Raw genomic sequence first — 26391 nt, 5'->3', positions numbered from 1 at the left:
CTATCCGCGGCGGGCCAGAACGATGGCGTACAGGAGGACGAGGAGCCCGACGAGTTCTGTGATAGTGCCCGGAAGGGGAAACACCACTCGCGGGAAGACCTGCACGGCACCAAGGGTAACGAGGTACGAGACGAAGGTGAGGAGGCTGATTCCGACGGCCAGCGCGAGCATGGAGCGGGTCCGCTGTCGACGGTAGCCGACGAGCGCCAATGCAGCAATGAGCAGCCCGACCCCCGTCTGTGCGAGGTGGAAAGCAGTGTTCACGGTAACCCACGTTTCGGCGGAGAGGCCGGCAACGTCCATCAGAGCCCCTCCCAGAGATCCACCAGCGCGTCGGCGAACTCGTGTGTCGTCGATTCGACGGAGAGGCTGACATCGAAGGTCCCGTCGGTGAGACACACGGTGAGTTCGTCCATCTGTGCCTCGTACACGTCTACATGGTGCCCATCGTCCGCGATTTGCGTTCGAGCGGCGACGAGGCCGCAGTCCTCGAGGGCGTCGAGGCGGCGATACACGGTCGAGAGTGACATGTCGCAGTCGTTGCTGAGTTCAGTTGCAGTCATCGGTCTGTGACTCGTGGCTGCAAGGAGCGCGCGAGCGTAGTCATCGTCGAGGAGGGCGAACACCTCGGTCGGGGACGGGTCCTCGGCCACGCGCAGTGGGTTCACCCGTCACATTGGTATAACGCCCCGGTCGTTCGCTGACTCAGAAAACGGACGGTCGATTACGGCTGACCCGTGCAGCTACGCCGTTTCGGCCTGCTGCACCGTCACGTCGACCGTCTCGCCGGCCACGCCGAGCCGGGCGAACTGCGTCCGGACGTGTTCCTTGGCCGCGTCGATGGCCGCATCGCGCGTCTCGAAGCCGCGGGGCATCGGGGACTCGAAAGCAATCCGGATCTCGCGGTCGCCGATAGACTGGACCTGACCGCCGCTTTCGACCTCGTAGAAGGCGTCACAGAGCCAGACGTAGGGCGTCCCCTCGTCCGGCGCGCCGTTGAACTCGGGCGGCTCCTCGCCCGGTTCGTACAGCGTCCCGGTCAGCGCCGTCCCGCCTGCTGTCCCCCGAATAAGCAACATAGCTCACTGTAGGGGCCACACAGGCAAAAGATTCTCCCCCAGGTCAGGGCTCGCAGTCGACCACGACGGGCAGGTGGTCGGAGCCGTAGTGGTCGTCGTCGCGGTCGGCGATGACCGCTCTGGTGTCGACGGCCACGTCCTCGCTGACGAACACATGGTCGATCCCCATCTCGGGGAGCAGAGCGTGGAAATCGGTCCGGCTCGTCGTCGGGCCGTGAGTGACGGTCGCTGTGTCGCGGGCGTCGACGAGCGTGCGGCCGTCCGGGAGTTCGTGGCCCTCGGCCCGCTCGTAGGCCGGCTCGCCGACGATACAGTTGAAATCGCCGGTCACGACTGCGGGGGCCTCGCGGGCGATGGAATCGAGGTGGTCGAGTACCAGTTCGATGCCCTCGACCCGCGCGTCAGCCCCCTGGTGGTCCAGATGCGTGTTCAGACACAGCAGGTCGTCGTCGGTGTCGCGGTCACGGAGGCGCGCCCAGGTCGCTACGCGGGGGTAGGCGGCGTCCCAGCCGACGCTGCTCGGCTCGGCGGGCTGTTCGGAGAGCCAGAACGTGTTCGTGGCCGCGCAGTCGAAGCGCTCGGCCCGGTAGCCGATGGCCGTGTGCTCCCCACCGGCATCGACGGATTCCCGTGGGTCACCGACCCACTCGTAGCCGTCCAGCAACACCTCTAGCTCCCGGAGCTGGTGGGCCATCGCTTCCTGAACCCCGATAATATCGGGGTTGTGGTACTGGATTATCCCCGCCACCAGCCGCCGCCTGTGAGGCCACCCGTCTACCCCATCCCCGGCGGTGTCGTACCGCACATTGAAAGACATCACCCGCGTCGGCTTCATATGCGTTCGTTGACAGCCATCCGGGTAAGGTTTCACATTCATGCTGCTGGGGAAAGGTGTTAATCCCCGGCTACCCTGGAGTGGGGTATGTCCGACCTCGGGGATTTCACTGATTTCGACGGCGACGATGCGGCGGCCGACGACGAGGCCGCCGATTCTGCCGAGACGACCGACGACAGCGACCGGGCTGTCGACGCGTCGGGGAGCACCGACCCGACAACACAATCGACAGACGACGACTTCGAAGATATGGACGTGACACCGGCCGGCACAGACACCGGCCTCGGTGTCCTCTCGGCGGCGAACGGCCTCCGAATCAGCGAGGAAGCGGAGGAAACGGTCCTCCGGGCGTACGTCACCGCGCGGAACCGCTCGCGCCTGCGCATCGGGACCTATCTGCTCGTCCCCTACCCTGGGGGTGAGCGCCTGTTCTGTCGCATCAAGGCCCTGGAGTACGCACAGGAGTTCCACGCCGACGACGCGACCGAAATCCACGCCCGGCGAGCGATGCGCGAGCGGGGCATCGACGAGCGGGATTTCAAATTCATCGCCGAGCTTGAGCCGGTTGCAGTGCTGTACAGCGACGGTGGCGAACTCAAGCGGCGGATGACTGACCGGGTGCCCAAACCCGAAACCGTCGTCCGGGAGGCCACCGACAAATCCGAGATCAAGACCGGCCTGAAGATTCCCGAGGACGGCGTCTTCCTGGGCCATCTCGCCGTCGGCGGCGAGAAGGTCCGAACGGCCGCCGAACCACCGACCATCGACTACCGGCTGAAAGACGACTACGACGCCGGCGACCCGCTCGTGTTCCGCCACACCCTCGTCGCCGGCGGGACCGGCTCCGGGAAGACCCACAGTTCCAAGAACGTCCTGCGGCAGTATCTCGGCCGGACCTACGAGATGGGCGACGGCCGCACGCCCGAACTCGCCGTCGTCCAGTTCGACCCCCAGGACGAGTACGCCCAGATGCACGACGACAACCCCGCGATGACGGACGAGTTTGAGCGCCGCTGCGAGCGGGAGGGCGTCGCCTACGGCGGGCACGACGACACCATCGCCTTCGTCCCGAAGGTGGCCGGCGCGGATTACAACGCCAGCCACCACCGCGCCGAGCAGGTGGAGTTCACCATCCCGTTCTCGCTCGTCCACGACAACCCCTGGCTCATCGCCGGGTCCAGCCTGAACGACAACCAGTACGGCGCGCTCGTCAATACGCTGCTCCCGCGGTTCGAGCGCGAATACGGAACCGGTGGGACCTACAGCGACTTCCGGACGTTCCTCGGCGACCCCGCGCTCAAGGAGGAACTGGACGAGGCGGGCGACGTGCACGAGGCCACGTTCGACGCCATCAAGCGCCGCGTCCAGGGCTTCGGCGCAGTCTTCGACCAGGACGCCCGCCCCATCACCGACCAGATATCGCAGTTCGTCCGCGACGGCGGGCTGACGGTCATCCCGACGTACCACATCACGGACTCCCGGACCGCATCGACCATCGTGCTGGCCGTCTCCAGCCTGCTCATCGATCAGAAGCTCTCGAACGACCCGGACTACGACCGCATCAAGGAGACGCCGCTCGTGCTCGGGATGGACGAGGCCCACAACTTCCTCACCGACGCCGACAGCGTCCAGGGCCGCAAGGTCATCGGGAAGTTCACCGAGGCCGCCAAACAGGGCCGGAAGGAGCGCCTCGGCCTGTACCTCATCACGCAGGACCCCCAGGACATCGCCGACCCGGTGTTCAAGCAGATCAACACGACGATGGTGCTCAATCTCGGCGACGAAGACGCCATCTCGGCGGTAAACATTCCCAGCAACCTCGAATCGAAGGTTCCCTATATGGAGAAGGGCCAGCGGGTCGTCTACTCGCCGGATAACTCCGAACCGGTCGAACTGATCGGTCTGTCGACGTGTGTGACCCGTCACGGGCGAGACTGACAAACCGACGGCCCGCTCACCGATTGCAGCGGGCCGAAGATTCAAACCGGCCCCAGCGGAAGTGGGCATATGGCAAAGCGAATCCTCGTTCCGGTCGACAGTTCAGATCAAGCAACAGTAGCCTGTGAATTCGCGGCCGAGGAGTATCCGGACGCGACGGTCGTTCTCCTGCACGTCATCAACCCCGCAGAGGCCGGCTACAGCGCGGAGGCCTCGATTCCATCCTTTTCCGAGGAGTGGTACGAAAAACAGAAAGCCACAGCGGAGGACCTGCTCGACGAACTCGAAGCTGAAGTGGCCGAGTCCGGTGTCGAGTCCGTCGAACGCGTCATCGAGGTCGGGCGACCGACGAAGGTCATCGTGGAGTACGCGGACGAACACGACATCAACCAGATCGTCATGGGAAGCCACGGCCGCTCGGGGATGTCCCGCATCCTGCTGGGCAGCGTCGCCGAAATCGTCGTCAGACGAGCGTCCGTCCCCGTAACCGTCGTCAGATAGCGCTACGGGTGCCGGACGATATGGACGTCGTACTCGGGATCTTCCGACACCGGTGAGCCGACGCTACAGACCGGCGTCGACACCCGTCCGGCGTTCTCACTGCCGATAAACACGATTGAGGCCCCCGATTCGTGAGCGACTTCTCTGATGGTCCGGGTGATGTCCGTCGTCGTCGATGCCATCGAGCTCACGTCTTCCGGGACCTCGTAGCGGAACGACGCCGTCGGGGCGACCGACTCGGCTTGCTCTCGCATTCGGTCGGCGACGGTCCCAGTATCGAACACCTCGTCCGCATCGATCCAGCCGCGTTCCCGCGCGTACGCCGCATCGTCCGGGATAACGGACAGCACAGTGATGTCCTCGTCGCGATAGTCCGCGAACTCCATCGCCCGCGTTAGCGCGGCTTTCGACAGGTCCGAACCGTCGAAGGGCACGAGTAGTACCATATCCCTCCTGTCGCCCGGTTGTGATTTATTGGTTCCGCAAGCTGGCGCGATTTGAGTGGAATCGTGTTGGAATCGACACATCGCAGTCCTGCGGTAAGCCGAGCGAATAACCCGGCAAGGTGTCTGTAACTAATTATGTAGGGCGTGACCAAGACACATGGAATCACTCGAAGAGACACTCAGATATCCCATGGAAGACGACGACTGGACCGTGACCGTTCTCATCGGCGGCGTTCTCAGCCTCCTCGCCTTTCTCCTCGTACCCGGTATCCTCGTGTACGGCTATCTCGTTCAGGCAGTCCGCGAACGGGCAGACGGGGCGACAGAGCCGCCGGCGTTCGAGGACTGGGGCGAACTGTTCGTCGGCGGCCTCAAGGCCTGGGTCATCGGCATCGTGTACATGCTCGTCCCGCTCGTCGTGTTCGGGGTGACCGTCGGCGGCAGCCTGTTCGCGATGGCGACGGGGACCCGCGCCGGAGCGGGTGCCGGCCTGGCCGGCCTCTTCGGCGGGCTGGTGATCTCGTTCGTCCTGTCGCTGGTGTTCGGCTACGTGGCGACGGCCGCCATCATCCACTTCGCCTGTACCGGCGAGTTCGGTGCTGGGTTCGATTTCGGGACGCTACGGAAGTTAGTCCTGTCCCCGAAGTACGCGACGCCGTGGCTGGTCTCGATTGCGCTGTTCATCGCCGTCAACGTCGTGGTGAACTTGCTCAATGTGATACCGTTCCTCGGTTCGCTCCTCGCCGTGATTCTCAGCCCGTTCGCCACCTTCTACGTGCTGGTCGTCGCGACGGACCTCTGGGCCGGCGGCTACAACGCCGCACTCGACGAGCGGGACGAACCGGAGTCGGTCGGGACGGCGACGGCTTAGAAGATGTTGGCCTGCTGGTAGACCGAGATACCGTCGTTCGTTATCTCGTAGGGTTTCGTCTCCCGCGAGTGGTTCGCGTTCCGTATCTTCTGAATCTCGACGGCGAGTCGCGTCTCGCCGGTGTCCGACCGGACGTACTGAAGGATGAACACCGCGTCAGTCAGGTATTCGATGATACCGTGTCTGGACGCGAAGGGGTTGTTCTCGCTGGCTTCGGAGACGAGCATCGTCGTCACGCCGGCCTGTTTCAGTGACCGGGTGAAATCGAACACTTCGGTGCGTCTCCGGGACTGGTCGTCGTACATCATCTCTAGCAGGGAGACGGAGTCAAGCACCAGCCGGTCGGCGCCGAACTTCTCGATGAGCGCCGGCAGTTCGCCCCGGATGTTGTCGAGGCTGTTCGCCATCTCGACCGGGTCGAGGTCGACAATCGCTAGCTGGCCCTGTTCCTCGTACTCCTCGAACCCCCAGCCGCGTTCACTGGCAGTGTCCAGTATCGCGTCGTGGGACTGTTCGAGCGTCAGAAACACCGCGTTCTCGCCGTTCCGGAGGCCGTGGTGAAGGAACTGCAGCCCGAACGTCGTCTTCCCGGTTCCAGCCGAGCCGATAGTGACGATGAGATGGCGCTGTGGAATCCCGCCCTGAATCATCTGGTCGAGCCCCTCGATACCGATGTCGACCCGCGGGATGTCGGACTCGAACTCCTCCTCGAAGTCGCTACCGCTGTCACCGTCACCGCTGCCGGCAGACTCGAACGCGGTGGCGAAGTCGTCGTCGAAGAGTCCACCGCCGCCGTCGTCACCGGAGGACCCGGCGTCGGTATCGGAGGCACCACTCTCGCTACTGAAGGGGTCATCGCCGCCGTCGTCGAACGGGCTGCTGTCACTCTCCTCGCTAAAGGGAGTGCCCCCATCGTCGTCGAAGGGGCTGTCGCCACCACTGCGCTTGGATTGCCCGTCGTCGCCGTCGGCGTCGAACGGCCCAGTGTCCGCGGATGTGGACTCCGCTGCGTCGCTTTCGGGTTGTATCGCCGAAGTATCGTCGGTATCCGTCTGTTCGCTGTCGCCGTCCTCGTCGTCCAGCGCACTTTCGAACCAGTCGTCGTCGGACCCGTCGTCCCCGCTCATACGCACGACCACCAGCCACACGAACGGCTCATGGAAGTGGATACGCGTCGGGACGGATATAATTGCCGTCGTAGAGGGTTTATATGCGGCCGGCGGGAACGTCCGGCAATGACTGTCGGTATCGTCGCGCAGCGGGACAACGACCGGGCCATGTCGCTTGCGAGTACACTGTGTGACCGACTGCGCGCCACGTCGGCGGCCGTCGTCGTGGACGAAACGACCGCCGGGGCGCTGGGAGACCACGACGCGTGGGAGGCCGCCGTACCCGATTCGGCCCCGGTCGATGAGATGTCCGCCTGTGACCTCGTCGTGAGCATCGGCGGCGACGGGACGTTTCTGTACGCGGCCCGCGGCGCGGGGTCGACGCCGATCCTGGGCGTCAATCTCGGCGAGGTCGGCTTTCTGAACGCTATCGCACCCGAAGAAGCCGTCGAGACAGTCGTCGCGGAGGTCGAACACATCCAGAAGACCGGCAGCGCCAGAACGCGGGCCAAGCCGCGGCTCCAGGCCAGCGGCGACGACTGGGAGCTATCGCCGGCGCTGAACGAAGTCGTCGTCCAGGGCGAGCGCCGCGGTCACGGCGGCGGGGCGACGCTCGACGTGTACATCGACGACTCGCTGTACACGTCCGGTCACGCCGACGGCGTGCTGGTGGCGACACCCACCGGCTCGACGGCGTACAACCTCAGCGAACGCGGCCCGCTCGTCCATCCCGACGTGGCCGGCCTCATCATCACCGGGATGGCAGACGAAATGGGGACGCCGCCGCTGGTCGTCGACGTCGACAGCGAAATCGTCGTCGAACTCACGGACGCCGACAGCGGCGTCGTCGTCAGCGACGGACGGGTCAGAGAAGACGTGGTCCCGCCGGAGCGAATTACGGTCTCGCGTGCGAGCGAACCGGTCCGGCTCGCCGGGCCGCCGCTTGACTTCTTCACCGCACTGGACAAGCTAGCCTAACGCCGACCGACGGCGTACAGCACCGGTGCGAGGACGAGCAGCACCAGGCCGAACAGTTTGTACTGGAACGACGACGCGAGGACGCTCGCACTGCTTGGTTCCATCGCCGACGCCGGCGTAATCACGAGCAGTGCGCCCAGCGCAATCGTATGCAGCCCCAGCATCCGGAGCGACCGTTGCGGGAGAATTGCGACGAGCCCACCGACAAAGCCGAGTAGCAGGACATCACCGATGGTGTAGTTCAGCAGGAAACTATCGATGAGTTGCAGCGGTGACGCGAGCATTCCTATCCAGAATTTCGCCGGGATGGAATCTTTAAAGTTCCGTTACGCCGCCGACCTGCGGGCGGCGTTCGACCGTTCAATCGCTCGCCGTCCCCAATGGTGTGAGCAGGAGGTAGCCGGTCGATGGGACGCCGGCCGTCCGCAGCCGGAACTGCCTCGGTTCGTCGAGTGCCGTCGAGAGGGCCACGACATCGAGGTCAGTTGTACTGACTGTCTCGGCGTCCACTTCGTCGATACCAGCCACGAGCAGCGCCTCGGAGAGCGCCGTTCCGTCGAGGCGGTCGGACGGCACGTCGAACGTGGTCCCGAACGCCTCGTTGGCCGCACGCACGACCGGGCCGTGGCCCTCGTCGGCGAAGTACAACACCGGGTCCGGATGACCGTCGAAGAGATCGACCGGTTGTGGCTCCGGTGTTCGGTCGACATCTGCCGACACCGTCATCGTCTCGTCGGTCGTCTCGCCGGGCGAATCAGTCACCAGGAGATAGGAGACGCCACCCAGTCCTCCACCGAGCGCCAGGCCGAGGCCCACGGTGACCTGTTCCGAGAGCCCGAGCGAGAACACCGACTGCACCACCAGCGCGACGGTGGCGAGCACGACCGCTCCTGCCCCTATCCAACCGACCACGGCCGCGAGGCTCCCAAGGCGATGTCGACCGCCTGTGCCCGCCGACGACTTGCTCATCAGTACACACTCGATGGGCCATCGGTTAACGCTTTTCGAGAGGCGGCTGCCGATAAAACATATACAGTTGCCAGCCCTAGAACGGTGTAATACCGTGTCAAGAACTACAGGCGGCCCGCCGCGGGTGCTCGTCGTCGACGACGAGCACGACGTCGCCGACACGCAGGCCCTGAAACTCGGCGAGCGCTACGAGACGACTGTCGCGTACAGTGGCCAGGCCGCGCTCGACGCTGCCGGCCCGGAGTTCGACGCCGTGTTGCTCGACCGGCGCATGCCCGACGTGCACGGTGACGACGTGCTTTCGCGGTTGCGCGAGCGGGGGTACGACGGCATCATCATCATGCTGACCGCGGTCGACGCCGACCTGAACATTCTGGAGATGCCCTTCGACGATTACCTCCAGAAGCCGGTCGACCAGTCGACGCTTCTGTCGGCGCTCGACCAGCACCTCGACAGGCCCGACGAGGACGACAGGCTCGACGAGTACTTCCGGATCTCCTCGAAACTCTCCGTGCTGGAACGAGAGAAATCCACGTCACAACTGGAGGCGAGCGACGAGTACACCAGGCTGAAAGAGCGGGCCAGAGAACTGGAGTGGGTGTTGCACGCCGAGAACGACGATTTCGAGGAGCTGAAAGAGACGTACCAGTCGATCAGCCGAAGCTATAGTAACAATTGAAACGATGTACACACTGATCGCACTGCCGTCGCGCGATCAGGTGTGCATTGATTTTCAATGGCTACTATAGGTACCGAGAATCAGCGTCTCTTCGATATACTCGTCGATAGTGTCCCGAACCTCGGCGACAGGGTTGTCGTTGCGAGTTGCGCTCTGGAGAATCACGCCGTCGAGTATCGTAATCATGAACCGCGACACCGTCTCGGGGTTGACGTCGGCGAAGACGCCCTGTTCGATGCCGTCCTCGATGATCTGTACGAGTTGCCGGGCGAACAGCTCGTCCGTCTCAGTGAACTTCTCGCGGAAGTCCGGGTTCTGGACCGCCTGGGCGCGCATCTCGACGTACGACCCGAGGACGGCGTTCTTGTCCGGCGTTTCGACGCAGTCCGGGAAATCGTCGAGAACGAGGCTGACAAACGTCTTGATGTCCTGTTCGGGGTCGCCGGTCGATTCGACCTGAAAGATGCGGTTAAATTCCGTGAGGATGAACTCCTGGAACGACAGCAGGAGGTCCTCCTTGCCGTCGAAGTGGTGATAAAACGTCGATTTGCTGAGGTCGGCCTCGTCCGCGATTCGCTGTATCGAAAGTCCGGCGTACCCGTATTCCCGGAGGGCACGGAACGTGGCCCGCATTATCGCCTCGTGCGAGTCCGCTGGCTCCCCGGCGAACGGAATTCCATCAGTCATCCCGACCGAATATTCGTTCGGGCAGTAAATATCTTCCCACTGTTACGGAACCACAACGTTGATAGGCGACCGAACGTTCGTTCGATGTACACGGTTCGGGCGGGAGTCTGCACAGACGTATGTGGGTACATATCCCGATCTCCCAAGCATGACGTCCGCTCCAGACAGAAACAACGGCAAGGAATGTCCGAAGTGTCCCTACGCATGAAACCACGAACATTACTGACGCTGGCAGTTGTCGCATTGCTCATGGCATCCGGAACGGCGATCGCCGCCGTAACCGGGAGCCCCGACTTCGACGCAACGTTCGTCGATAATACCGTCACGCCCGGTGAGGAGACGACACTCGACGTCGTCCTCGTCAACAGCGGAACGATCGACTCCGGGTCTTCGACCCAGGGTGTCCAGAGCAGCGAGGTGACGACCGCCCGCGGGACCACAGTCAAAGTCAACGACGGTGACGCCCCGATTACGGTGACAACGAGCAAACAGGCTGTGGGTTCCGTCCCGGAAGGCAAGACGGAACCGATATCCTTCGAGGTGAGCGTCGATGACGACGCCAGCTCGGGGGACTACACTATCCCTGTCATCGTCGAGTACGAATACACGAGCTACATTTCCGAGGCTGACGGGTCGCGTGACGAAAAGACCACCACCGAACGAATCGAACTCGAACTCGAAATCGACGACGATGCGACCTTTGACGTGGTGAACGTCGACTCCGGTGCACGGGTGGATTCGACCGGAACGGTCGCAGTTACCGTCGAGAACACCGGCGACGAACCGGCCCGGGAAGCCTCGGTGACGCTGGAATCGACGAACTCTGAACTCTCAGTTGGCAGTGACACCAGCAGCTCCAGGTTCATTGAGACGTGGGAAGCTGGTGAACAGCGCACTCTCCGGTACCGGGTCGGTGCGAGCGGTGATGCCAGGGCCGAACCATACCAGTTCGACCTTCAGGTCGACTACGACAACACGGACGGAGTGCGAAAGAGCACGTCCGCCTCCTCGCTCGGTATCACGCCCGACCCCGAGCAAACGTTCACCGTCGAAAGCACCGACAGTGACGTCGCTGTCGGCGATTCCGGGACGTACAACGTGACCCTGCGTAACGACGGTCCTGTCACGGTCTCGGACGCGACAGTGTCGCTTGCCACGCAGAACACCGCGATTACGTTCGGACAGTCCGAGTCCACGTCGCAGTTCGTCGGCTCCTGGGAGCCCGGTGAAACGCGAACGGTGAGCGTCGACGCAAGCGCCAGCGACGACGCCAAGACACAGAGCTACGCCCTGTCGGCGTCGGTAAGCTACGACGACCCCGAAGGCGATGCCGGCGTCGCCGACGACATCTCGCTCGGACTCACGCCCGAGCCCGAACAGTCCTTCGCCATGGGCGACGTGGAGTCGACCCTCCAGGCGGGCGATGACGGAACCATCGAAGCGTCACTGACCAACACCGGCGACCGAACAGTCCGCAACGTCGTCCTGAACTGGGCGAGCACCCACGACAACATCTCGCCGAAGGAGACCCAGTACGCGGTCGGCAACCTCGAACCGGGCGAATCGACGACCGTCTCGTTCGACGCCGACGTGTCGGACAACGCGAACTCCGGCCCGCGGCAGTTCGACTTCGTCGCCAACTACCGCAACAGCGAGGGCGACCAGCGCGAGAGCGACACGCTCGAAATCCGGCAGAGCGTCGACGGCAGCGCTGACGAGTTCATCGTCGAGACGACGAACGCGTCCGTCGACGTTGGCGGATCCAGCACACTCGAAGTGACGATCACCAACGACGCCGGCGAGCGACTGACCGATATCGAGGCAAAGCTGTTCGCCGAGTCCCCGATTTCCGTGTCGGACGACCAAGCGTACGTCGACAGCCTCGACGAGGGCGAGTCGACGACCATCGAGTTCGGTATCAGCGCAAGCGGTGCCGCGATGACGAAAAACTACCCCGTCTCGGTGGACTTCCAGTACGAGGAGCCGGACGGAGATACGCCGGTGTCCGACACCTACCGCCTCCCGGTCTCCGTGACTAACTCCGGCGGTGGCAGTTCGCCGCTGACGGCGATTATCGGCGTCGCACTCGTGGCCGCCCTGGCCATCGGCGGCTACTTCAGGTTCCGCTAACGCATGGACTACCAGCGCTACATCGATTGGGCGGACGACCGCATCGTCCACGATTCACGGAAGGTGGTGCTCCTCTTCCTAATCGTGACGGTGGTCTTCAGCGCCGGCCTCGGGAGCGTCTCGACCAACTCCGGGACGTCACAGTTTACGACCGGGCTTCCGGCCGAGGAGGCACTGCAGGAGGTCAACGACAAGTTCTCGCCGACCTTCTCGCCGGATACAGGGAGCACACAGCTCATCCAGCAGGAGACGAACGTGCTCTCGAAGCCGGCGCTGCTCCGGATGCTCAGGTCACAGCATCGGCTGGAACAGCACGGAGCACTCCGTGTCACGTCGACCGCAAGCGCCGCCAGCATTGTCGCCCAGCAGCTAGACCCGGAAGCGACGACGACTGAACAACAGATCTACGCTGTCGAATCAGCGACGCCGGGTGAGATCGATTCCGCTGTCGGGCGCGCGGCCGAGCAGAGCCCCCGGTTCAAATCGTTACTGAGCAAGGATTTCAACCGCAAAGCCGCCTCGGCGTCGGCGACCATCGGGGTCGTCACGCACGAGGTCCCGGCCGGAATCTCCTCCGGGTCAGGCCAGGGCGGTTCGAGTCCGCTGACGAGCATCCAGAAACAGGCCGGGTTCACTGTCTCCAGCGCTGACCACGGTGGCATCACCCTGTTCGGCAGCGGTATCGTCGCAGACGAGTTCTCGAACGTCGTCGGCGACTCGCTCATCCTGACCGTGCCCGCGGCAGTGCTGTTCATCCTGTTTTTCCTGACGATTGCCTACCGCGACCTCGCGGACATGGCGCTTGGCCTACTCGCGCTGTTTATGGCCGTCGTCTGGACGTTCGGCTTCATGGGGCTTGCCGGTATCCCCTTCTCGCAGATGCTCATCGCCGTGCCACCGCTGTTGCTGGCGGTCGGGATCGACTTCGGTATTCACGCCGTCAACCGGTATCGCGAGGAGCGCGAGACCGGGGCGTCCATCCAGAAGTCGATGCGAATCACGACCGACCAGTTGCTTGTCGCCTTCTTCATCGTTACTGGGACGACAGTCATCGGGTTCGCCGCGAACCTCACCAGCGCGCTGCCGCCGATTCAGGACTTCGGCTACGTGGCCTCTGTCGGTATCACCTTCACGTTCCTCATCTTCGGGGTGTTCCTGCCCGCCGCGAAGGTGGAGCTGGACCGGCTCAGACAGTCCTACCCCATCCCGACGTTCAGCGAGACGCCGCTGGGTGCAGAGGATTCCGCACTCAGTGACGTGTTGCGCGGCGGCGTCGTCATCGCGAACCGCGCCCCGATCATCTTCCTCGTTCTCATCCTCGTGTCCACGGTCGGTGCCAGCTACTACGCCACCGGCGTCTCGACGTCGTTTAGTCAGGAGGACTTCCTGCCGCCCGAGGAGAACCCGGACTTCGTCGAGGCCCTGCCGGAGCCGTTCGCCCCAAGCGAATACACCGTAACGGAGGTGACGAACTTCCTCGATGAGCGATTCGACACGACCCAGTCCAGTCAGGCGACGGTGTACGTAGAGGGGCCAATGCGGAACGATGCGGCGCTCGAACAGATGTATCGGGCGGGTAACAACCCGCCGGACTCGTTTGTCCGCGAGGACGGACGCGCCGATTCGACATCCATCGTGACAGTCATTCAGGACCAGGCGGAACGCGACCCCGAGTTCCGTCGGATGGTCGAGCGCAATGACCAGAACGACAACGGCGTCCCGGATGATAACCTCGAAGAGATCTACGAGTATCTGCTCGACTCGCCGGCCCGTAGTACGGCGCTAGAGTACATCACCGAGGACTACCGGAGCGCGCGTGTCGTCTACACAGTCGAATCGGACGCAACCGACGCAGAGGTGACCGCCGATACGAGAAACGTTGCCGACGACTTCCGGTACGAGGCGACGGCAACCGGCTCGGTCGTCGTGTTCCAGGCCGTCTCGGACCTGATTCTGGAGTCCGCAATCCAGTCCCTGGCGATTGCGCTTATCGGCGCGTCAGTGTTTCTGGTCCTCATCTACAATATGCTGGAGGGGCGGCCGTCGCTCGGTCTCGTGAACATCATCCCCGTCGTCGTCACAGTGGCGTGGCTCGGCGGGACAATGCGGCTGCTCAGCATCCCGTTCAACGCGCTCACAGCGACGATGCTGGCGATAACTATCGGGCTGGGGGTCGACTACTCGGTCCACGTCACCCACCGGTTCGCCGACGAGTTCGACGAAAACGACCTCGAAACGGCGCTGGACCGGACCGTCCGCGGGACCGGCGGCGCGCTGTTTGGCAGTATGCTCACCACGACGTTCGGCATCGGTGTGCTCGGCCTGGCTGTGTTCCCTGCGATCGGCCAGTTTGGCATTCTGACAGCGTTATCAATCGGGTACGCCTTCCTCGCGTCCCTCCTGGTGATTCCCTCCGCCCTCGTCGTCTGGGACCGGGTGTTCAACGCTGACTGGTCGGTTCGTGGCCTACTCGGGTTTGGGCGGTCGCGTCCGCCCGCGCCCGTCGAAGGCGACGATTGAGTCTGCGGCCCTGGCGGCAGAACTACCGCCGGTCGTGTTCGAGCAAAACACGCCACTGAAGCCTTTATTTGCGGGCATCGTCCTAGCACTGGTATGACTCACGTCGTTATTATCGGCGCGTATGGGAGTGCCGGGGCCGCAGTCGCCGGCGACCTCGTCGAGGAGGAAGACATCGAACTCACGCTCGTCGACAACGGCGAGCCCGGCGGCGGCCTCTGTATTCTTCGTGGCTGTATGCCGTCCAAAGAAGTCCTCTCGGCGGGAGCCCACCGCTTCCAGGCGCGCCACGACGAACGGCTCGTCGGTGACGTGCCCGAGGTTGACCTGGAAGCCGTCGTCGAGCGCAAGGACGACCATGTACTCGACTGGGCCGGCCACCGGCGGGACTCCATCCACGAGATGGCCGAGCGCGACGACGTGACGTTCATCCACGACACTGCCACGTTCGTCGACGAGCACACGGTCCGGGCCGGCGGCGAGGAGCACGAGGCCGACTACGTCGTCATCGCGACCGGGTCCAGCGTGAACGTCCCGGACACGCCCGGCATTGACGAAGTCGACTTCATGACCAGCGACCAGGTGCTCGACGCCACGGAGTTCCCCGACTCCGGTATCGTGATGGGCTTCGGATACATTGGGATGGAGATGGTCCCGTATCTGGCGGAGGCTGGCGGGATGGAACTCACAGTTATCGAGCACGACGACCGGCCAATTGACGAAGGCGACCCCGAGTTTGGCGACGCGGCACTCGACATCTACGAGGACAACTGGGACGTGACCATCCCGACAAACTGCTACGAGCAGGAACTCGAAGAGACCGAGGACGGCGGCGTCCGCCTCACCGTCGAGTACGACGACGGGGGCGAGGAGACGTTCGAGGCCGACCAGCTGTTCCTCTTTACCGGTCGCCGGCCGACTGTCAACGGTTTGGGCCTGGAGAACACGTCCGTCTCGGTCGAGGGCGACTGGGCAAAGGATACGATGCAGACCCGCGACGCCGACCACATCTACGCCGTCGGCGATGTCAACGGCAAGGAGCCGATTCTCCACGTCGCCAAGGAGCAGGGCTTCACCGCGGCCGAGAACATCGTCCGGCAGGAGGCCGGAGGCTCGCTCAAGGACTACCGGAACGTCCACCACCACGTCATCTTCTCCGGGCTGGGGGTCTACCCGTTCGCCCGCGTCGGCCACAACGAGGAGACGGCGAAAGAGGCTGGCTACGACGTCGTCACGGCGACGCGACAGGCCAGCGACGACGGCGTGTTCAAATCGAAGGACGTGCCCGAGGGGCTGGCGAAGCTCGTCGTCGACGCCGACGACGGGACAGTGCTCGGCTGGCAGGGGATGCACTACCACGCGGACAGCTTCGCCAAGGCGTTCCAGATTATCGTCGAGCTGGGACTCGACGTGCGTGACCTGCCGGACCGGGCCTACCACCCGACGCTCCCCGAAAACGTCGACGGCCTCATCCGGGACTGCGTCGACCAGCTGTAGTCACTCGACCTGAATACCGGTCACGTCGAAGCGCGCGCCGCCGTCCTCGCTTTCCGAGACGGTGATCCGAGCGCCGTGCGCGTCGACGATCTCGGAGACGATGGCCAGCCCGAACCCGGTCCCGTCGTCGCTCGTGGTGTAGCCGCGTTCGAACATCTCGTCGCGCTCGTCCTCGGGAATACCAGGGCCGTCGTCGGCGACGTAGAAGCCCCGTCCGTCCGAGAGCGTCCCGACCCGGACGGTCACATGTTCGTCGCTGTCGCTGTCGTCGGCCCCCGTCAGACTGTGCCCGTGTTCCACGCTGTCGTCGGACTCCGTCCGACTGCTTGTGGAACCATGTTCCACACTGTTTCGGAAGAGGTTCTCGAACAGTTGCTGGAGGCGGGTCTGGTCGCCCGTGATTCGCACGTCCGTGTCGCGCCGTTCCAGCGTCGCGTCCGAACTCTCGACGGTATCCCAGGCGGCCGTGATGATATCGTCTAACGACGCTTCGGTCGCGTCGATGACCTTGTGACCGCCACGGGCGAGCGCGAGCACGTCGTCGATGAGTTCGTCCATCCGTTCGAGCGACCGCCGGAGCGCCTCGACGTGCTCCGGGTCCCCGTCGTACGCCTCTTCGACGAGCGTGAGCCGGCCGAACGCGACGTTGAGCGGGTTTCGGAGGTCGTGGCTGACGACGCTGGCGAACTCTTCTAGACGATTTCGCTCGCGTGTGAGTTCCTGCTCGCGCCGTTCGCGCTCCTGTTCGTAGCTGACCCAGTTCCCCATCAACTCCACGAGCGTGACTTCCCACTCCGAAAAGGAATCGCGGGGCTCCGTGCCGTAGAAGCAGAACGTGCCGTACACCGAGCCGTCGACGACAACGGGCGTTCCGAGGTAACAGGAGACGCCCATCTCGGTGTAACCCGCTCTGTCGGTCAGTTCTGGCCGGTCTTCAGCGATATCAGCGAGCACCAGCGTCTTCTCCTCGACGACGGCCCGCTCGCAGTTCGTCGCGTCCAGCGGGACTGCATCGCCCGCCTCGATGGCCCCCGTCCGGTCGCGAACGATTTCGAAGACGTACATGTCGCCATCGATGCGCGAGAGGGCGGCCGTTTCGGTCCCGAGGGCGTGCTGCCCGATTTCGAGCAGGCGCTCGACCTTGTCCTCGAAATCGAGGTCCTTGCGGGAGATGACCCGGTAAATCTCTCGGAGCGTCCGCTCTCTGCCCCTGATCTCCTTCTCGTGCTTGTGGCGCTCAGTGATATCGCGGAAGTACACCGAAATCCCGGTTGGCGACGGATAGACGGACACCTCGAACCACGTCTGCAGCGGTTCGAAGTACGCCTCGAAGGAGGTTGGCTCCTGCTGTGTCATCGCCTGCCGGTACTGCTTGCTGAACTCCGTTCCTTCCAGGGACGGAATCGCCTCCCAGATGTTCCGTCCCAGCAGGTCAGTGGTATCTCCGTCAACGTCCATCGCACGGCCGATGACACGTCTGCCGCGTTCGTTGGCATACGTGAACTCCCAGTCCTCGTTGAGCGCGAAGAACGCGTCCGTCATCCGGTCGAGAATGTCCGCCTCCTCCTGAGAGCGGGCGACGGCCGAAGTGATCCGCTGTCGGAGCAGTTCCGTCTGCTCCGAAAGCGGCGTTTTCGTCACGTAGTCTGTGACGCCGGCAGAGATAGCGTTGCTGGCCACGCTCTCGTCGCCGTCGTCAGTGAAGAGCAGAAACGGGAGGTCGAACGACTGGTCCCGGACGGCCCGTAACAGTTCGATGCCGTCTCGGTCCGGGAGTCGGTACTCGCTAACGACGCAGTCGTACGACGCGTCTTCGAGGGTTTTGAGCGCGTCGTCCGCCGTCTCACACACCGTTACAGTGAATTCATCGGTGCTACCGCTCAGCGTCTCCTTGACCGCCGTGATATCGTCACATTCCGAGTCGACGTAGAGGACGCGTAGCCGCCCAGCAGGTCCATCGACCCCGTGACGGTTCGACGTGGCCACGGGCGTATCCATATGCGTCCCAAGGCATGTGGGGCTAAAGTTGTACCGCCGGTAAGCTTTCATTACCAGGGTTCTACCCCGCGATAGCGGCTGAGAGGTCAGTCGGGCCGGCGGGTCGAAAGTACCGGTATCTCGTCGATGCGGTCCGTCGAAAGCGCATCCCAATCGACGCCCGCTGGTGTCGTGTGCGTGGTCTCCGTCTCGACAGTTCGCTCCGGCGTCACGACCCAATCCATCGGCACGTCGTGGTCGTCGACGGGCACGGTAGTATCGACGACGCCCTCTGGACCGCCCACAATCTGGAGTTCGTGGACCGTCGTCACGACCGGCGTCGTCTTGTCGACCAGCCCCAGTTCCCGGAGGACGGCGTATTCGAGGTCGCTGTACCCCTCGCCCTTCCCGATTCGCGCGCCGTCCTCGGTGACCGCGACCGACCCCGACACCACGAGGTCGACGCTCCCGACCGCCTCGGGGCCCACTTGCCGGGCGTGGTCCGCGACGTTCGAGATCGCCGGTGCCGCCTCGATGTCGTCGAGTTCGTCGGGGTCGAGTTCGTAGAAGCACCGCTCGTCCCGGAGCCGAGGAACGGCCATATATACCGTCTTGCCGGCCCGAAGCGCCGCCCGTCGGACCGGGAGCTGTGGCGAGTCTGGGTTCGCCTTGACCGTCTCTGCGGCGTCCCAGACCGCCGTCTCGGTCAGGCGCTGTGCAGCCTCGCTTGCGCCCTCGAAGTTCGGAATCCGGTCGTGGGGCGGGAACGGGAACCGGGCGATACCCTGCTCTTCCAGCGCGTCCCAGACCGTTTCGCGGATAGTTTGCTTGTCCATGGCGCTACGGCCTCCGGCGGCGGAACTGCTGTGTGCAGACCAGCGCCAGCAGTGCGACAAGCGCCCCGACGGCGGTGAACCCGGGACCGCTGGCGTCGGTCGTGGACTGGTCAGTACTCGGCGTGTGGTCCGCGGGTGTGGGCTCGCTCGTTTTGGTCTCGGCCGGCGTCACAGCCGACCGGGGAACGTAGCTGTCGGCGTCGTAGCGGTCCGGATAGAGCTGTGCGGTGGCGTTGTGTGCGAACGAGACCACGCTCCGCGGGGCGGGCTGATTGATGTTCCGCACCTGTACGGCGACCGTCGAGTTGGTCTCGCCCGCGGTCGTGCTGGCGTAGGGCTCGGTCTCCGCGATGGTCGCCGTGTTCTCGGTGACAAAGAGCACGTCCGGATCTAACTGGAGGATGACTTCGTTGCTGAGCTGTGGGTACTGGGTGTGGTTGCGGGCCGCGACGTTCTCCGCGCCCGAGAGTTCGATGAGCGACGTGACGAAGGTGTTGCCCGCCGCCACGTACCCCCCGCCAAGCGGGTACAGCGCCGTCGGTCGGTCTTCGGCGTCCGCAGTGACCTGCCGAACGGCGTCGACGTTCGCGTCCATCCAGGCGTTCGCTTCGCTCGCACCCTCGCAGTTACCAGTCAGTCGACCGATGGTCGCCGTCTTTGCTCGAATGTCCTCAATAGTTGTCGCGGCGGGGAGGTGATACACCGTGAGCCCGGCCTGCCGAAGCGGGGCCACATCACCGGCGCTGGCGTTCGGTGCAATCACCAGGTCCGGGTTCGTACCGACGACGCGCTCAACGTTGACACCGAAGCTCGCGGAGACGTTCGTTCGGCTCTCAGCACCGTCGAGATAGCTCGCGTACTGGGTGAGCCCGACCACCTGGGAGCGGCCGTCGATCTCCCACATCGTCTGGGCGGCCGAGGGATTGGTCGTCGTGACCCGTTCCGGGCGCTCCTCGATAGTGACCTCGGTCCCGGTCGCGTCGGTCATCGTGACCGGGAACGAGCAGTCGTCCGCCTGCGTGTCGGCTGTTGCTGCGGCCGAAGTCACACCTGCGGACGAGCCCACGAGCAAGACAAAGACGCAGACGAGAGAAAGTTGTCGCATGCTCTAGGCGGGTGTCAGGAGCAATAAATACTTATCTACTGCAACTGGGCTTTCATACATGCGTTTCGCGGGTCGGACTGTCGGGTGGTCGGCGGGGCTCGTCGCCGTCCTCTGTGCCGTGGTGACGACGAGCGCCGGTATCGGCCCGGTGTGGATTCCACCCGAAATCGTCGGGAAAGTGCTGCTCAACGCCGTCGTCGTCCCGACTGGCATCTCGGTTTCCGGCCCTGCCGTCGACGTGACTACGGCCCATGTGTTTTCTTACGCCGTGAGCGACCTCCAGACACAGATTGTGATGCAGGTCCGGCTCCCCCGGATACTGCTGGGCGCGGTCGTCGGCTTCTCGCTCGCCGCCGCGGGGACGATCATGCAGGGGATCTTCCGGAACCCGATGGCCGACCCCTCTATTATCGGCGTCTCCTCCGGCGCGGCGGTCGGCGCGGTCGGCTTCATCGTCGCGCCGGTCGTGATCCCGTTCGGACTCGGCCTCCGCGGCGCGGCCTTCGTGGGTGCGCTGGTCGCGGCCTTCGGCGTCTATCTCATCGCGACGCGGAACGGCCGCACGCCGGTCGCGACGCTGTTGCTGGCCGGCGTGGCGATACAGACGTTTCTGGGCGCTGTCGTCTCCTTCCTGTTGCTCCACAGCGGCGAGAGCATCCGCCGGGCGCTGTACTGGCTGATGGGCCATCTCAAGGGCGCGTCGTGGCCCGAAGTGACCAGCAGCGTCGTGCTCGTCGCCATCCCGTTCGTCGTGTTGCTCGCCTACGCACGCGATCTGAACGTCATGCTACTCGGTGAGGAGGACGCTCAGAGCCTCGGTATCGAGGTCGAACGGACCAAGCGGGTCCTGCTCGCGCTGTCGGCAGTCATCACGGCGGCGGGCGTCGCCGTCGCCGGCATCGTCGGCTTCGTCGGCCTCATCGTCCCCCATGTGATGCGGCTGCTCGTCGGGCCGGACCACCGGATACTGCTCCCGACGGCGGCGCTCGCCGGCGCGTCGTTCCTCGTCGCGACGGACACGCTAGCACGCTCGGGCAGCGCCGAGGTCCCAGTCGGCATCGTCACCGCCGTCCTCGGCGCGCCGTTCTTCCTGTACTTGCTCCGGAAGCGGGAGGTGCACGAGCTGTGAGCGGGCCGGCTACATCGAACGGTGGGGACCCGGGACGGGACCGCTCCGGGCCGATGCTCGACGTGTCCGACCTCGCGGTGTCCTTCGGCGACCAGTCTGTCGTCTCGGGCGTCGAGTTCAGCGTCGACCGCGGGTCGCTCGTCGGTCTCGTCGGTCCCAACGGCGCGGGCAAGACGACTGTCCTGCGGACGGTGAAAGGGACGCTCGACCCGGACGCCGGCACAGTCCGTGTCGACGGCGACCCCATCCACAGGAAGTCCGCGAAAGCGGTGAGCCGCCTCGTCGCGAGCACGCCACAGGGCACTGCACTATCGTTCGATTTCAGCGTCAGGCAGACCGTGGAGATGGGCCGGACGCCACATCTCGGCCGGTTCGACCGAATGGACGAGAGCGACCGGAACGCCGTCGAAACAGCGATGGAGCGTGCGAGCGTCACCCAGTTCGCCGACCGGCCGTTCACCTCGCTCTCGGGCGGCGAGCGCCAGCGGGTCCTCCTCGCCCGGGCGCTTGCACAGGAAACGCCGGCCCTCCTGCTCGACGAGCCGACGGCGAGCCTCGACATCAACCACGCCGTCCGCACGCTCGAACTGGTCCGAGCGCTCGTCGACGACGGGAAGACGGCCGTCGCCGCGATTCACGACCTCAACCTGGCCGCGCGGTACTGCGACGAACTGGTGTTGCTCGCCGGCGGCGGGGTCCGCGCCGCGGGCCGCCCCGCGGACGTGCTCACGAGCGACACGCTCCGTGACGCTTTCGACGCGGAGACGCTGGTGACGACCCAGCCCGGCACCGACGCGCCGCTCGTGACCCCGCTGGCCGAACAAGAGTCGGTCGCCCGTCGCGTCCACGTCGTCGGGACCGGCACGCCAGCGGCTGCCGCCGTCTCGAAGCTCGTCGGGGCCGGCTGTCGGGTCAGCATCGGCGTCGTCCCCGCCGGTGACACAGCTGCCGAGCGGGCCGCCGATCTCGACTGCGAGGCGGTCACGGTCCCGGCCTTCGCCGGCATCGACGACGCGGCACGCCAGCGCGCCGCCGACCTCGCCGCTGCGGCCGATGCCGTCGTGATAGCGGGCGAAACCGGTGACGGAAACAGTGCGGTTATTGAGGCAGGTAGCCCCCGTCTCGCCGTCGAGACAGACGAGAGCGCCTACACCAGCAACGGTCACGACACCGTGCCGCTGGCTGCGCTCCCTGCGGCAGTCGCGTCCCTGCCGTCCGCGGCGGAGCCCGACGCGACACCGCCACTCAATCAGTCGACCACTGACTGAGTCCACCGTCGGCTGATGTATCTCCAGCCGAGAACAGCAACACCGATACTTTTTGCTCCCGTACGTCGCCCGTGGACGACACGATTTCGTGGCTCCGGGACCGGCCGTACTACGAGGGACAGATCGTCGACCAGCGGACGGTACCCGGTCGGGACGCACGGACCGCGGACTGCGAGATTGCGGACCGCCTCGCTGGCGTCCTCGAAGATCAAAGCATCACTGACCTCTACACCCATCAGGTGGACGCTATCGAGGCGGTCCGCGGCGGCGAGAACGTCGTCCTCGCGACCGAGACGGCAAGCGGCAAGAGCCTCGCCTACACCGTGCCGGCCTTCGAGCGGGCGCTGGACCGCCGGGCGACGACGCTGTACGTCGCGCCACAGGTCGCGCTCATCAACGACCAGACCGAGACGCTGTCGGAACTCGCGCAGGGGCTGGGCTTCGCCTCCGGGGTCTCCGTCGCCCAGTACACCGGCCGGCAGTCGAAGTCGGAGAAAGAGGCCATCCGGGAGCGCCAGCCCACCGTGTTGCTGACCACGCCGGACATGCTCCACTACGGCATCCTCCCCCACGCCCACCGGCTGTGGGACTGGTTCTTCCAGCGGCTCGAAACCGTCGTCGTCGACGAGGTCCACGGCTACCGCGGCGTGTTCGGCAGCCACGTCTCGCTGGTGATGCGCCGCCTCCAGCGTATCGCCGAGCGGTTCGACGCCGGCGGCGATAGCAGCGAAAGCAACGGCAGAAGGGGCGACAGCGCAACAGCGGGCGGCCCTGAGTGGGTCTGCTGCTCGGCGACCATCGGCAATCCGGTCGAACACGCGGCGGCCGTCACCGGCCAGCCCGAGCCGTCGTTCGCACTGGTCGACGAGGACGCGAGCGCCAGCGGGCCGCGGCACTGGCTGCTGTGGAATCCGCCGGAGTACGAGGGCGACGGCTGGGGGAGCGGCCGCCGGAAGTCGAATCACGTCGAGACGAAACAGCTGTTCGTGGACCTCGTCGAGCGGGGCCTCCAGACGGTCGTCTTTGCCGGGTCGCGCCAGACGGCCGAACGCTACGCCAGCGACAGCGCGGACGAACTCCGGAGCCGCGGCGAGCACGCCCTCGCCGACAGCGTCGGCGCGTACCAGGCCGCACTGACCGACGACCGACGGCGCGAACTGGAGCAGGGCCTCCAATCTGGCGACCTGCGGGGCGTCTGGTCGACCAGCGCGCTCGAACTGGGCGTCGACGTGGGCGGCTTAGACGCCGTGTTGCTGGACGGCTACCCCGGGACGCGGATGCGGGCTTTCCAGCAGGCCGGGCGGGCCGGTCGCGGCACGGACCCCGCCCTGGTCGCGCTCGTCGGCGGCGAGGACCAGCTAGATCAGTACGTCCTGCGCAACCCCGACGCGCTGTTCGAGACGGGAGCCGAGCAGGCCGTGACAAACCCCGAAAACGAGCAACTGCTTCCGAATCACGTCCACGCGGCCGCCTGCGAGAACTGGCTCTCGCCGGACGACGACCGCCACTTCGGCGAGCCGTTCCCCGACGTGGTCAGCGATCTCGAATCTGCCGGAAAGCTCGACCGCCGCCAGACCGACCAGGGGATGCGCTGGCTCGGCAACGGCAGCCCGCACCACGAGATGAACCTGCGGACCGTCGACGACGGCGAGGTGAAACTGGTGGCGAAAGGCGACGTGATAGCGAAACTCTCCGTCGAGGACGCATTGCGGGACGCCCACCCCGGCGCGATTTACCATCATCAGGGCCGGCGCTACGAGGTGACGGACCTCGACCTCAACGCGGGTGTGGCAGAACTCGACCGGACGTGGGCCGACTACTTCACCCGCGTCCTGCACGACAAGACCATCACCGTCGAGGCGGACCTGGCGGAGCGGCGACTGCCGACCCGCGAAGACGTGCCGGTCCGCTTCGCGTCCGTGACGATGCGCAAGCAGATTACCGGCTACGAGCGCCGCGACGGCTCCTCAGGGGAGGTCCTCGGACAGCGCTCGCTCGACCTACCAGAGACGACGCTGGAGACGAAGGCGCTGTACCATACGGTGCCATCGGACATAGAAAGCGAGATTCGGCAGGGTGCGTACGGAGCCGAAAGCGACTCCGGTGGCGGGAGCGAGAGCGGAAGCGGTGGCGGGGGCGGCGGTCAACACGGCGATGCAGCGACCGACGGCGGCAGCGAACCCGGTGACTTCCCGGGATCCATCCACGCCGCCGAGCACGCCATGATTTCGATGTTCCCCTTCGAGTACCTCTGTGACCGTGGCGACATCGGCGGGCTGTCGACGCCGCGTCATCCCCACACCGGCGAGCCGACCATCTTCATCTACGACGGCTACCCCGGCGGCATCGGTCTGACGCGGGCCGGCTACCACGACATCGGGCCGCTGATGGACACCACGCTGTCGATGCTGACTTCGTGTGACTGTGCCGACGGCTGTCCGGCCTGCGTGCAGTCGCCCCACTGCGGGAATGCAAACGACCCACTGGACAAACACGGCGCGATACATCTACTGGACGGGCTGGTAGAGCAGTAGCGTGACCGCCCGGTGGAAAAACCGCCTCAGGCGTCGCCCGCTGCCTTCCGCAGCGTGACTCCGACTACCGTCCCCGTCGGCTCGTTGTCTTCGACCCACACGTCACCGCCGTACGCGTCGACCAGCGTTCGGACGAGGTAGAGGCCGACCCCGGTACCGTCACTGTCCAGGCGTTTCTCCCCGCGCTCGAACACCGCCTGTTTCTGCTCGTCCGGGATTCCCGGTCCGTCGTCGGCGACAGTGACGTGGACCACGTCGCCATCGTCGATCACGTCGATGACGACCGACGGCACTGCCGAGTCGTTGTGCTGGATGGCGTTGGTGAGGACGTTCCGAAACACAGAGGACAGGAGTTCGTCGGCCCGCACCCGTACCGACGGGGACTCGTCCGGGACAGTGACCTGTGCGTCGCTGTACGTCGCTGCGATATCCTCGGACACCGAGGACAGTACTGGTCCGAGGGCGACCGGCTCGGTCTCCCAGTCCGTCTGTCGCATTACCGTCGCAAGGTTTCCAGCCGTTTCGAGCAGTTCCGCGGCTGCCTGGCTACTTTCCTGAATACCGTCGGCGTGTTCCAGGGCGTCACCGCTACACTGGTCCCGGAGCAGTTCCGCCCGGCCGCTGATGGTCTGCAGGTGGTTCGTAAGGTCGTGACGAACGATCTGGTTCAAGAGATCGAGGTTGTCACGCTGCCGTTTCAGCTCCCGCTCGCGCTCGATCCGTTCGAGGGTCGAGAGCACGTTCTTCCCGAGGATGTCGGCCAACTGCGTCTCCCGCTCGGTCGGTTCGGCTCGTTCATCCGTCCCGGCTGTCAAGAGCCCGTACTCCGGGAGTGGAACGGAGATACAGCCGTGAAGGGGTGCATCGGACGCCGCTTTCTCTTCATCAACGAGGACCCGCTGTGTCTCGTCACTCTCGTAATGGTCCCACAGCCAACTCCCGCGTTCGTGTCGCATTCTCCGTCCCGGCTCGGCCGGGACCTCGACGTGCTCTCGAAGCGGCTCAGAGATCGCCTCGGCTTTGAGTCCGCTGTCAGTGGCCTCCCAGAAGACACTGAACGGGAAGTCGAGAATCGCTGTCGCAGTCTCGACTGCGATAGTCGCGACTTCGGACCGGTTCTCGGCTGTCATCAGCCGGCGTGTCGCCGCGTACAGCTCCCCGATCTGGTCCTCCGGAGTCGCCTGATAGCAGGGGGAGTCGGAGTTTGACCCCATTTTTACTCATTTACTTCGTCCTGAATATAAATGTTCGTCAAGGCCTGTGCGTAGTGTTCAGATAAGGATTGAAGAGTGAGGCACGGCGGTTT

Annotated in this window: 24 protein-coding genes; 11 read left to right on the top strand and 13 right to left on the bottom strand. The window is 64.8% G+C overall.

What is annotated here, in order from left to right:
- The 4 genes from AV929_RS10710 to AV929_RS10695 all read right to left on the bottom strand — a co-directional run bounded on the left by AV929_RS10710 (position 1) and on the right by AV929_RS10695 (position 1914).
- A complete protein-coding gene (locus AV929_RS10710; protein ID WP_014039589.1) occupies positions 1 to 303 on the bottom strand; it encodes a hypothetical protein in 303 nt (100 codons plus the stop codon).
- Positions 303 to 653, bottom strand: coding sequence for a winged helix-turn-helix domain-containing protein (locus AV929_RS10705; RefSeq protein WP_044951683.1), 351 nt, complete (start codon positions 651 to 653; stop codon positions 303 to 305). Before AV929_RS10705 ends, AV929_RS10710 begins: the two co-directional genes overlap by 1 nt.
- A gap of 90 nt (positions 654 to 743) precedes the next feature.
- Complete coding sequence (locus AV929_RS10700) at positions 744 to 1079, bottom strand: hypothetical protein (RefSeq protein WP_014039587.1); 336 nt, start codon at positions 1077 to 1079, stop codon at positions 744 to 746.
- A gap of 43 nt (positions 1080 to 1122) precedes the next feature.
- Positions 1123 to 1914, bottom strand: coding sequence for an endonuclease/exonuclease/phosphatase family protein (locus tag AV929_RS10695; RefSeq protein WP_080510076.1), 792 nt, complete (start codon positions 1912 to 1914; stop codon positions 1123 to 1125).
- 87 nt (positions 1915 to 2001) lie between these two features.
- Here AV929_RS10695 and AV929_RS10690 point away from each other — a divergent pair, with 87 nt between their 5' ends.
- Entirely contained in the window at positions 2002 to 3852 is a 1851-nt protein-coding gene (locus AV929_RS10690) for an ATP-binding protein (protein WP_014039585.1), read from the top strand.
- Between the two features lie 69 nt (positions 3853 to 3921).
- Positions 3922 to 4353 (top strand): universal stress protein, encoded by a 432-nt coding sequence (locus tag AV929_RS10685; protein WP_014039584.1) that lies wholly within the window; start codon positions 3922 to 3924, stop codon positions 4351 to 4353.
- Positions 4354 to 4355: 2 nt separating this feature from the next.
- Here AV929_RS10685 and AV929_RS10680 read toward each other — a convergent pair whose 3' ends face one another.
- Positions 4356 to 4799 (bottom strand): universal stress protein, encoded by a 444-nt coding sequence (locus AV929_RS10680; RefSeq protein ID WP_064288242.1) that lies wholly within the window; start codon positions 4797 to 4799, stop codon positions 4356 to 4358.
- 157 nt (positions 4800 to 4956) lie between these two features.
- Between AV929_RS10680 and AV929_RS10675 the strand changes: the two genes are divergently transcribed.
- Positions 4957 to 5670, top strand: coding sequence for a DUF4013 domain-containing protein (locus AV929_RS10675; RefSeq protein ID WP_014039582.1), 714 nt, complete (start codon positions 4957 to 4959; stop codon positions 5668 to 5670).
- Here AV929_RS10675 and AV929_RS10670 read toward each other — a convergent pair.
- Positions 5667 to 6797: a KaiC domain-containing protein gene (locus AV929_RS10670; RefSeq protein ID WP_050037579.1), complete on the bottom strand. Its 1131-nt coding sequence runs from the start codon at positions 6795 to 6797 to the stop codon at positions 5667 to 5669. The genes AV929_RS10675 and AV929_RS10670 overlap by 4 nt on opposite strands.
- A 108-nt stretch (positions 6798 to 6905) precedes the next feature.
- Between AV929_RS10670 and AV929_RS10665 the strand changes: the two genes are divergently transcribed.
- On the top strand, positions 6906 to 7757 hold the full coding sequence (locus AV929_RS10665; protein ID WP_050007553.1) for an NAD(+)/NADH kinase: 852 nt from the start codon (positions 6906 to 6908) through the stop codon (positions 7755 to 7757).
- Here AV929_RS10665 and AV929_RS10660 read toward each other — a convergent pair.
- Both AV929_RS10660 and AV929_RS10655 read right to left on the bottom strand, forming a co-directional pair.
- A complete protein-coding gene (locus AV929_RS10660) occupies positions 7754 to 8041 on the bottom strand; it encodes a hypothetical protein (RefSeq protein WP_008310747.1) in 288 nt (95 codons plus the stop codon). The two genes, AV929_RS10665 and AV929_RS10660, sit on opposite strands and share 4 nt — an antisense overlap.
- 76 nt (positions 8042 to 8117) lie before the next feature.
- Positions 8118 to 8726, bottom strand: a complete 609-nt coding sequence (locus AV929_RS10655) for a hypothetical protein (protein ID WP_023843132.1) — start codon at positions 8724 to 8726, stop codon at positions 8118 to 8120.
- 124 nt (positions 8727 to 8850) lie between these two features.
- Between AV929_RS10655 and AV929_RS10650 the strand changes: the two genes are divergently transcribed.
- Positions 8851 to 9405 carry a response regulator gene (locus tag AV929_RS10650; protein WP_014039579.1) on the top strand — a complete coding sequence of 185 codons (555 nt, stop codon included), beginning with the start codon at positions 8851 to 8853 and terminating at the stop codon, positions 9403 to 9405.
- 54 nt (positions 9406 to 9459) lie between these two features.
- Here the strand turns inward: AV929_RS10650 and AV929_RS10645 are convergent, their stop codons facing one another.
- Positions 9460 to 10092 carry a TetR/AcrR family transcriptional regulator gene (locus AV929_RS10645; protein WP_014039578.1) on the bottom strand — a complete coding sequence of 211 codons (633 nt, stop codon included), beginning with the start codon at positions 10090 to 10092 and terminating at the stop codon, positions 9460 to 9462.
- Positions 10093 to 10296: 204 nt separating this feature from the next.
- On the opposite strand from AV929_RS10645, the gene AV929_RS10640 reads away from it, so the two are divergent.
- The 3 genes from AV929_RS10640 (at position 10297) to AV929_RS10630 (ending at position 16236) form a co-directional block, all read left to right on the top strand.
- Positions 10297 to 12222 carry a COG1361 S-layer family protein gene (locus tag AV929_RS10640; protein WP_064288241.1) on the top strand — a complete coding sequence of 642 codons (1926 nt, stop codon included), beginning with the start codon at positions 10297 to 10299 and terminating at the stop codon, positions 12220 to 12222.
- A gap of 3 nt (positions 12223 to 12225) precedes the next feature.
- Positions 12226 to 14742, top strand: coding sequence for an RND family transporter (locus AV929_RS10635; RefSeq protein WP_064288240.1), 2517 nt, complete (start codon positions 12226 to 12228; stop codon positions 14740 to 14742).
- Positions 14743 to 14835: 93 nt separating this feature from the next.
- Positions 14836 to 16236, top strand: coding sequence for an NAD(P)/FAD-dependent oxidoreductase (locus AV929_RS10630; RefSeq protein WP_014039575.1), 1401 nt, complete (start codon positions 14836 to 14838; stop codon positions 16234 to 16236).
- Here the strand turns inward: AV929_RS10630 and AV929_RS10625 are convergent, their stop codons facing one another.
- The 3 genes from AV929_RS10625 to AV929_RS10615 all read right to left on the bottom strand — a co-directional run bounded on the left by AV929_RS10625 (position 16237) and on the right by AV929_RS10615 (position 20154).
- Positions 16237 to 18234: an ATP-binding protein gene (locus AV929_RS10625; RefSeq protein WP_064288239.1), complete on the bottom strand. Its 1998-nt coding sequence runs from the start codon at positions 18232 to 18234 to the stop codon at positions 16237 to 16239.
- An 86-nt stretch (positions 18235 to 18320) separates the two neighbouring features.
- On the bottom strand, positions 18321 to 19049 hold the full coding sequence (locus AV929_RS10620) for a 5-formyltetrahydrofolate cyclo-ligase (RefSeq protein WP_050037574.1): 729 nt from the start codon (positions 19047 to 19049) through the stop codon (positions 18321 to 18323).
- A 4-nt stretch (positions 19050 to 19053) separates the two neighbouring features.
- A complete protein-coding gene (locus tag AV929_RS10615; RefSeq protein ID WP_064288238.1) occupies positions 19054 to 20154 on the bottom strand; it encodes a PGF-CTERM-anchored ABC transporter substrate-binding protein in 1101 nt (366 codons plus the stop codon).
- A 58-nt stretch (positions 20155 to 20212) separates the two neighbouring features.
- Between AV929_RS10615 and btuC the strand changes: the two genes are divergently transcribed.
- The 3 genes from btuC to AV929_RS10600 all read left to right on the top strand — a co-directional run bounded on the left by btuC (position 20213) and on the right by AV929_RS10600 (position 25085).
- Positions 20213 to 21283: a vitamin B12 ABC transporter permease BtuC gene (btuC, locus tag AV929_RS10610; RefSeq protein WP_064288237.1), complete on the top strand. Its 1071-nt coding sequence runs from the start codon at positions 20213 to 20215 to the stop codon at positions 21281 to 21283.
- A gap of 53 nt (positions 21284 to 21336) precedes the next feature.
- Positions 21337 to 22551 (top strand): ATP-binding cassette domain-containing protein, encoded by a 1215-nt coding sequence (locus tag AV929_RS10605; RefSeq protein WP_064288236.1) that lies wholly within the window; start codon positions 21337 to 21339, stop codon positions 22549 to 22551.
- Positions 22552 to 22622: 71 nt separating this feature from the next.
- The gene (locus tag AV929_RS10600; RefSeq protein ID WP_064288235.1) at positions 22623 to 25085 is read left to right on the top strand and encodes a DEAD/DEAH box helicase; all 2463 of its coding nucleotides are present in this window, start codon (positions 22623 to 22625) and stop codon (positions 25083 to 25085) included.
- A gap of 26 nt (positions 25086 to 25111) precedes the next feature.
- Here the strand turns inward: AV929_RS10600 and AV929_RS10595 are convergent, their stop codons facing one another.
- A complete protein-coding gene (locus tag AV929_RS10595; RefSeq protein WP_014039568.1) occupies positions 25112 to 26299 on the bottom strand; it encodes a sensor histidine kinase KdpD in 1188 nt (395 codons plus the stop codon).
- Positions 26300 to 26391 lie beyond the last annotated feature (92 nt).

The sequence above is a fragment of the Haloarcula sp. K1 genome (assembly GCF_001647155.1).
Lineage (GTDB): Archaea > Halobacteriota > Halobacteria > Halobacteriales > Haloarculaceae > Haloarcula > Haloarcula hispanica.
The sequence above is the reverse complement of the archived record's forward strand: the minus strand, read 5'-3'. Positions and strand labels throughout refer to the sequence as shown.

Coding starts and splice junctions, on each gene's coding strand:
- AV929_RS10605 (WP_064288236.1), top strand. CDS start 21,337: ATGCTCGACGTGTCCGACCTCGCGGTGTCCTTCGGCGACCAGTCTGTC.
- btuC (WP_064288237.1), top strand. CDS start 20,213: ATGCGTTTCGCGGGTCGGACTGTCGGGTGGTCGGCGGGGCTCGTCGCC.
- AV929_RS10690 (WP_014039585.1), top strand. CDS start 2,002: ATGTCCGACCTCGGGGATTTCACTGATTTCGACGGCGACGATGCGGCG.
- AV929_RS10670 (WP_050037579.1), bottom strand. CDS start 6,797: ATGAGCGGGGACGACGGGTCCGACGACGACTGGTTCGAAAGTGCGCTG.
- AV929_RS10645 (WP_014039578.1), bottom strand. CDS start 10,092: ATGACTGATGGAATTCCGTTCGCCGGGGAGCCAGCGGACTCGCACGAG.
- AV929_RS10660 (WP_008310747.1), bottom strand. CDS start 8,041: ATGCTCGCGTCACCGCTGCAACTCATCGATAGTTTCCTGCTGAACTAC.
- AV929_RS10615 (WP_064288238.1), bottom strand. CDS start 20,154: ATGCGACAACTTTCTCTCGTCTGCGTCTTTGTCTTGCTCGTGGGCTCG.
- AV929_RS10695 (WP_080510076.1), bottom strand. CDS start 1,914: ATGAAGCCGACGCGGGTGATGTCTTTCAATGTGCGGTACGACACCGCC.
- AV929_RS10675 (WP_014039582.1), top strand. CDS start 4,957: ATGGAATCACTCGAAGAGACACTCAGATATCCCATGGAAGACGACGAC.
- AV929_RS10620 (WP_050037574.1), bottom strand. CDS start 19,049: ATGGACAAGCAAACTATCCGCGAAACGGTCTGGGACGCGCTGGAAGAG.
- AV929_RS10630 (WP_014039575.1), top strand. CDS start 14,836: ATGACTCACGTCGTTATTATCGGCGCGTATGGGAGTGCCGGGGCCGCA.
- AV929_RS10625 (WP_064288239.1), bottom strand. CDS start 18,234: ATGGATACGCCCGTGGCCACGTCGAACCGTCACGGGGTCGATGGACCT.
- AV929_RS10640 (WP_064288241.1), top strand. CDS start 10,297: ATGAAACCACGAACATTACTGACGCTGGCAGTTGTCGCATTGCTCATG.
- AV929_RS10635 (WP_064288240.1), top strand. CDS start 12,226: ATGGACTACCAGCGCTACATCGATTGGGCGGACGACCGCATCGTCCAC.
- AV929_RS10685 (WP_014039584.1), top strand. CDS start 3,922: ATGGCAAAGCGAATCCTCGTTCCGGTCGACAGTTCAGATCAAGCAACA.
- AV929_RS10655 (WP_023843132.1), bottom strand. CDS start 8,726: ATGAGCAAGTCGTCGGCGGGCACAGGCGGTCGACATCGCCTTGGGAGC.
- AV929_RS10665 (WP_050007553.1), top strand. CDS start 6,906: ATGACTGTCGGTATCGTCGCGCAGCGGGACAACGACCGGGCCATGTCG.
- AV929_RS10700 (WP_014039587.1), bottom strand. CDS start 1,079: ATGTTGCTTATTCGGGGGACAGCAGGCGGGACGGCGCTGACCGGGACG.
- AV929_RS10680 (WP_064288242.1), bottom strand. CDS start 4,799: ATGGTACTACTCGTGCCCTTCGACGGTTCGGACCTGTCGAAAGCCGCG.
- AV929_RS10710 (WP_014039589.1), bottom strand. CDS start 303: ATGGACGTTGCCGGCCTCTCCGCCGAAACGTGGGTTACCGTGAACACT.
- AV929_RS10595 (WP_014039568.1), bottom strand. CDS start 26,299: ATGGGGTCAAACTCCGACTCCCCCTGCTATCAGGCGACTCCGGAGGAC.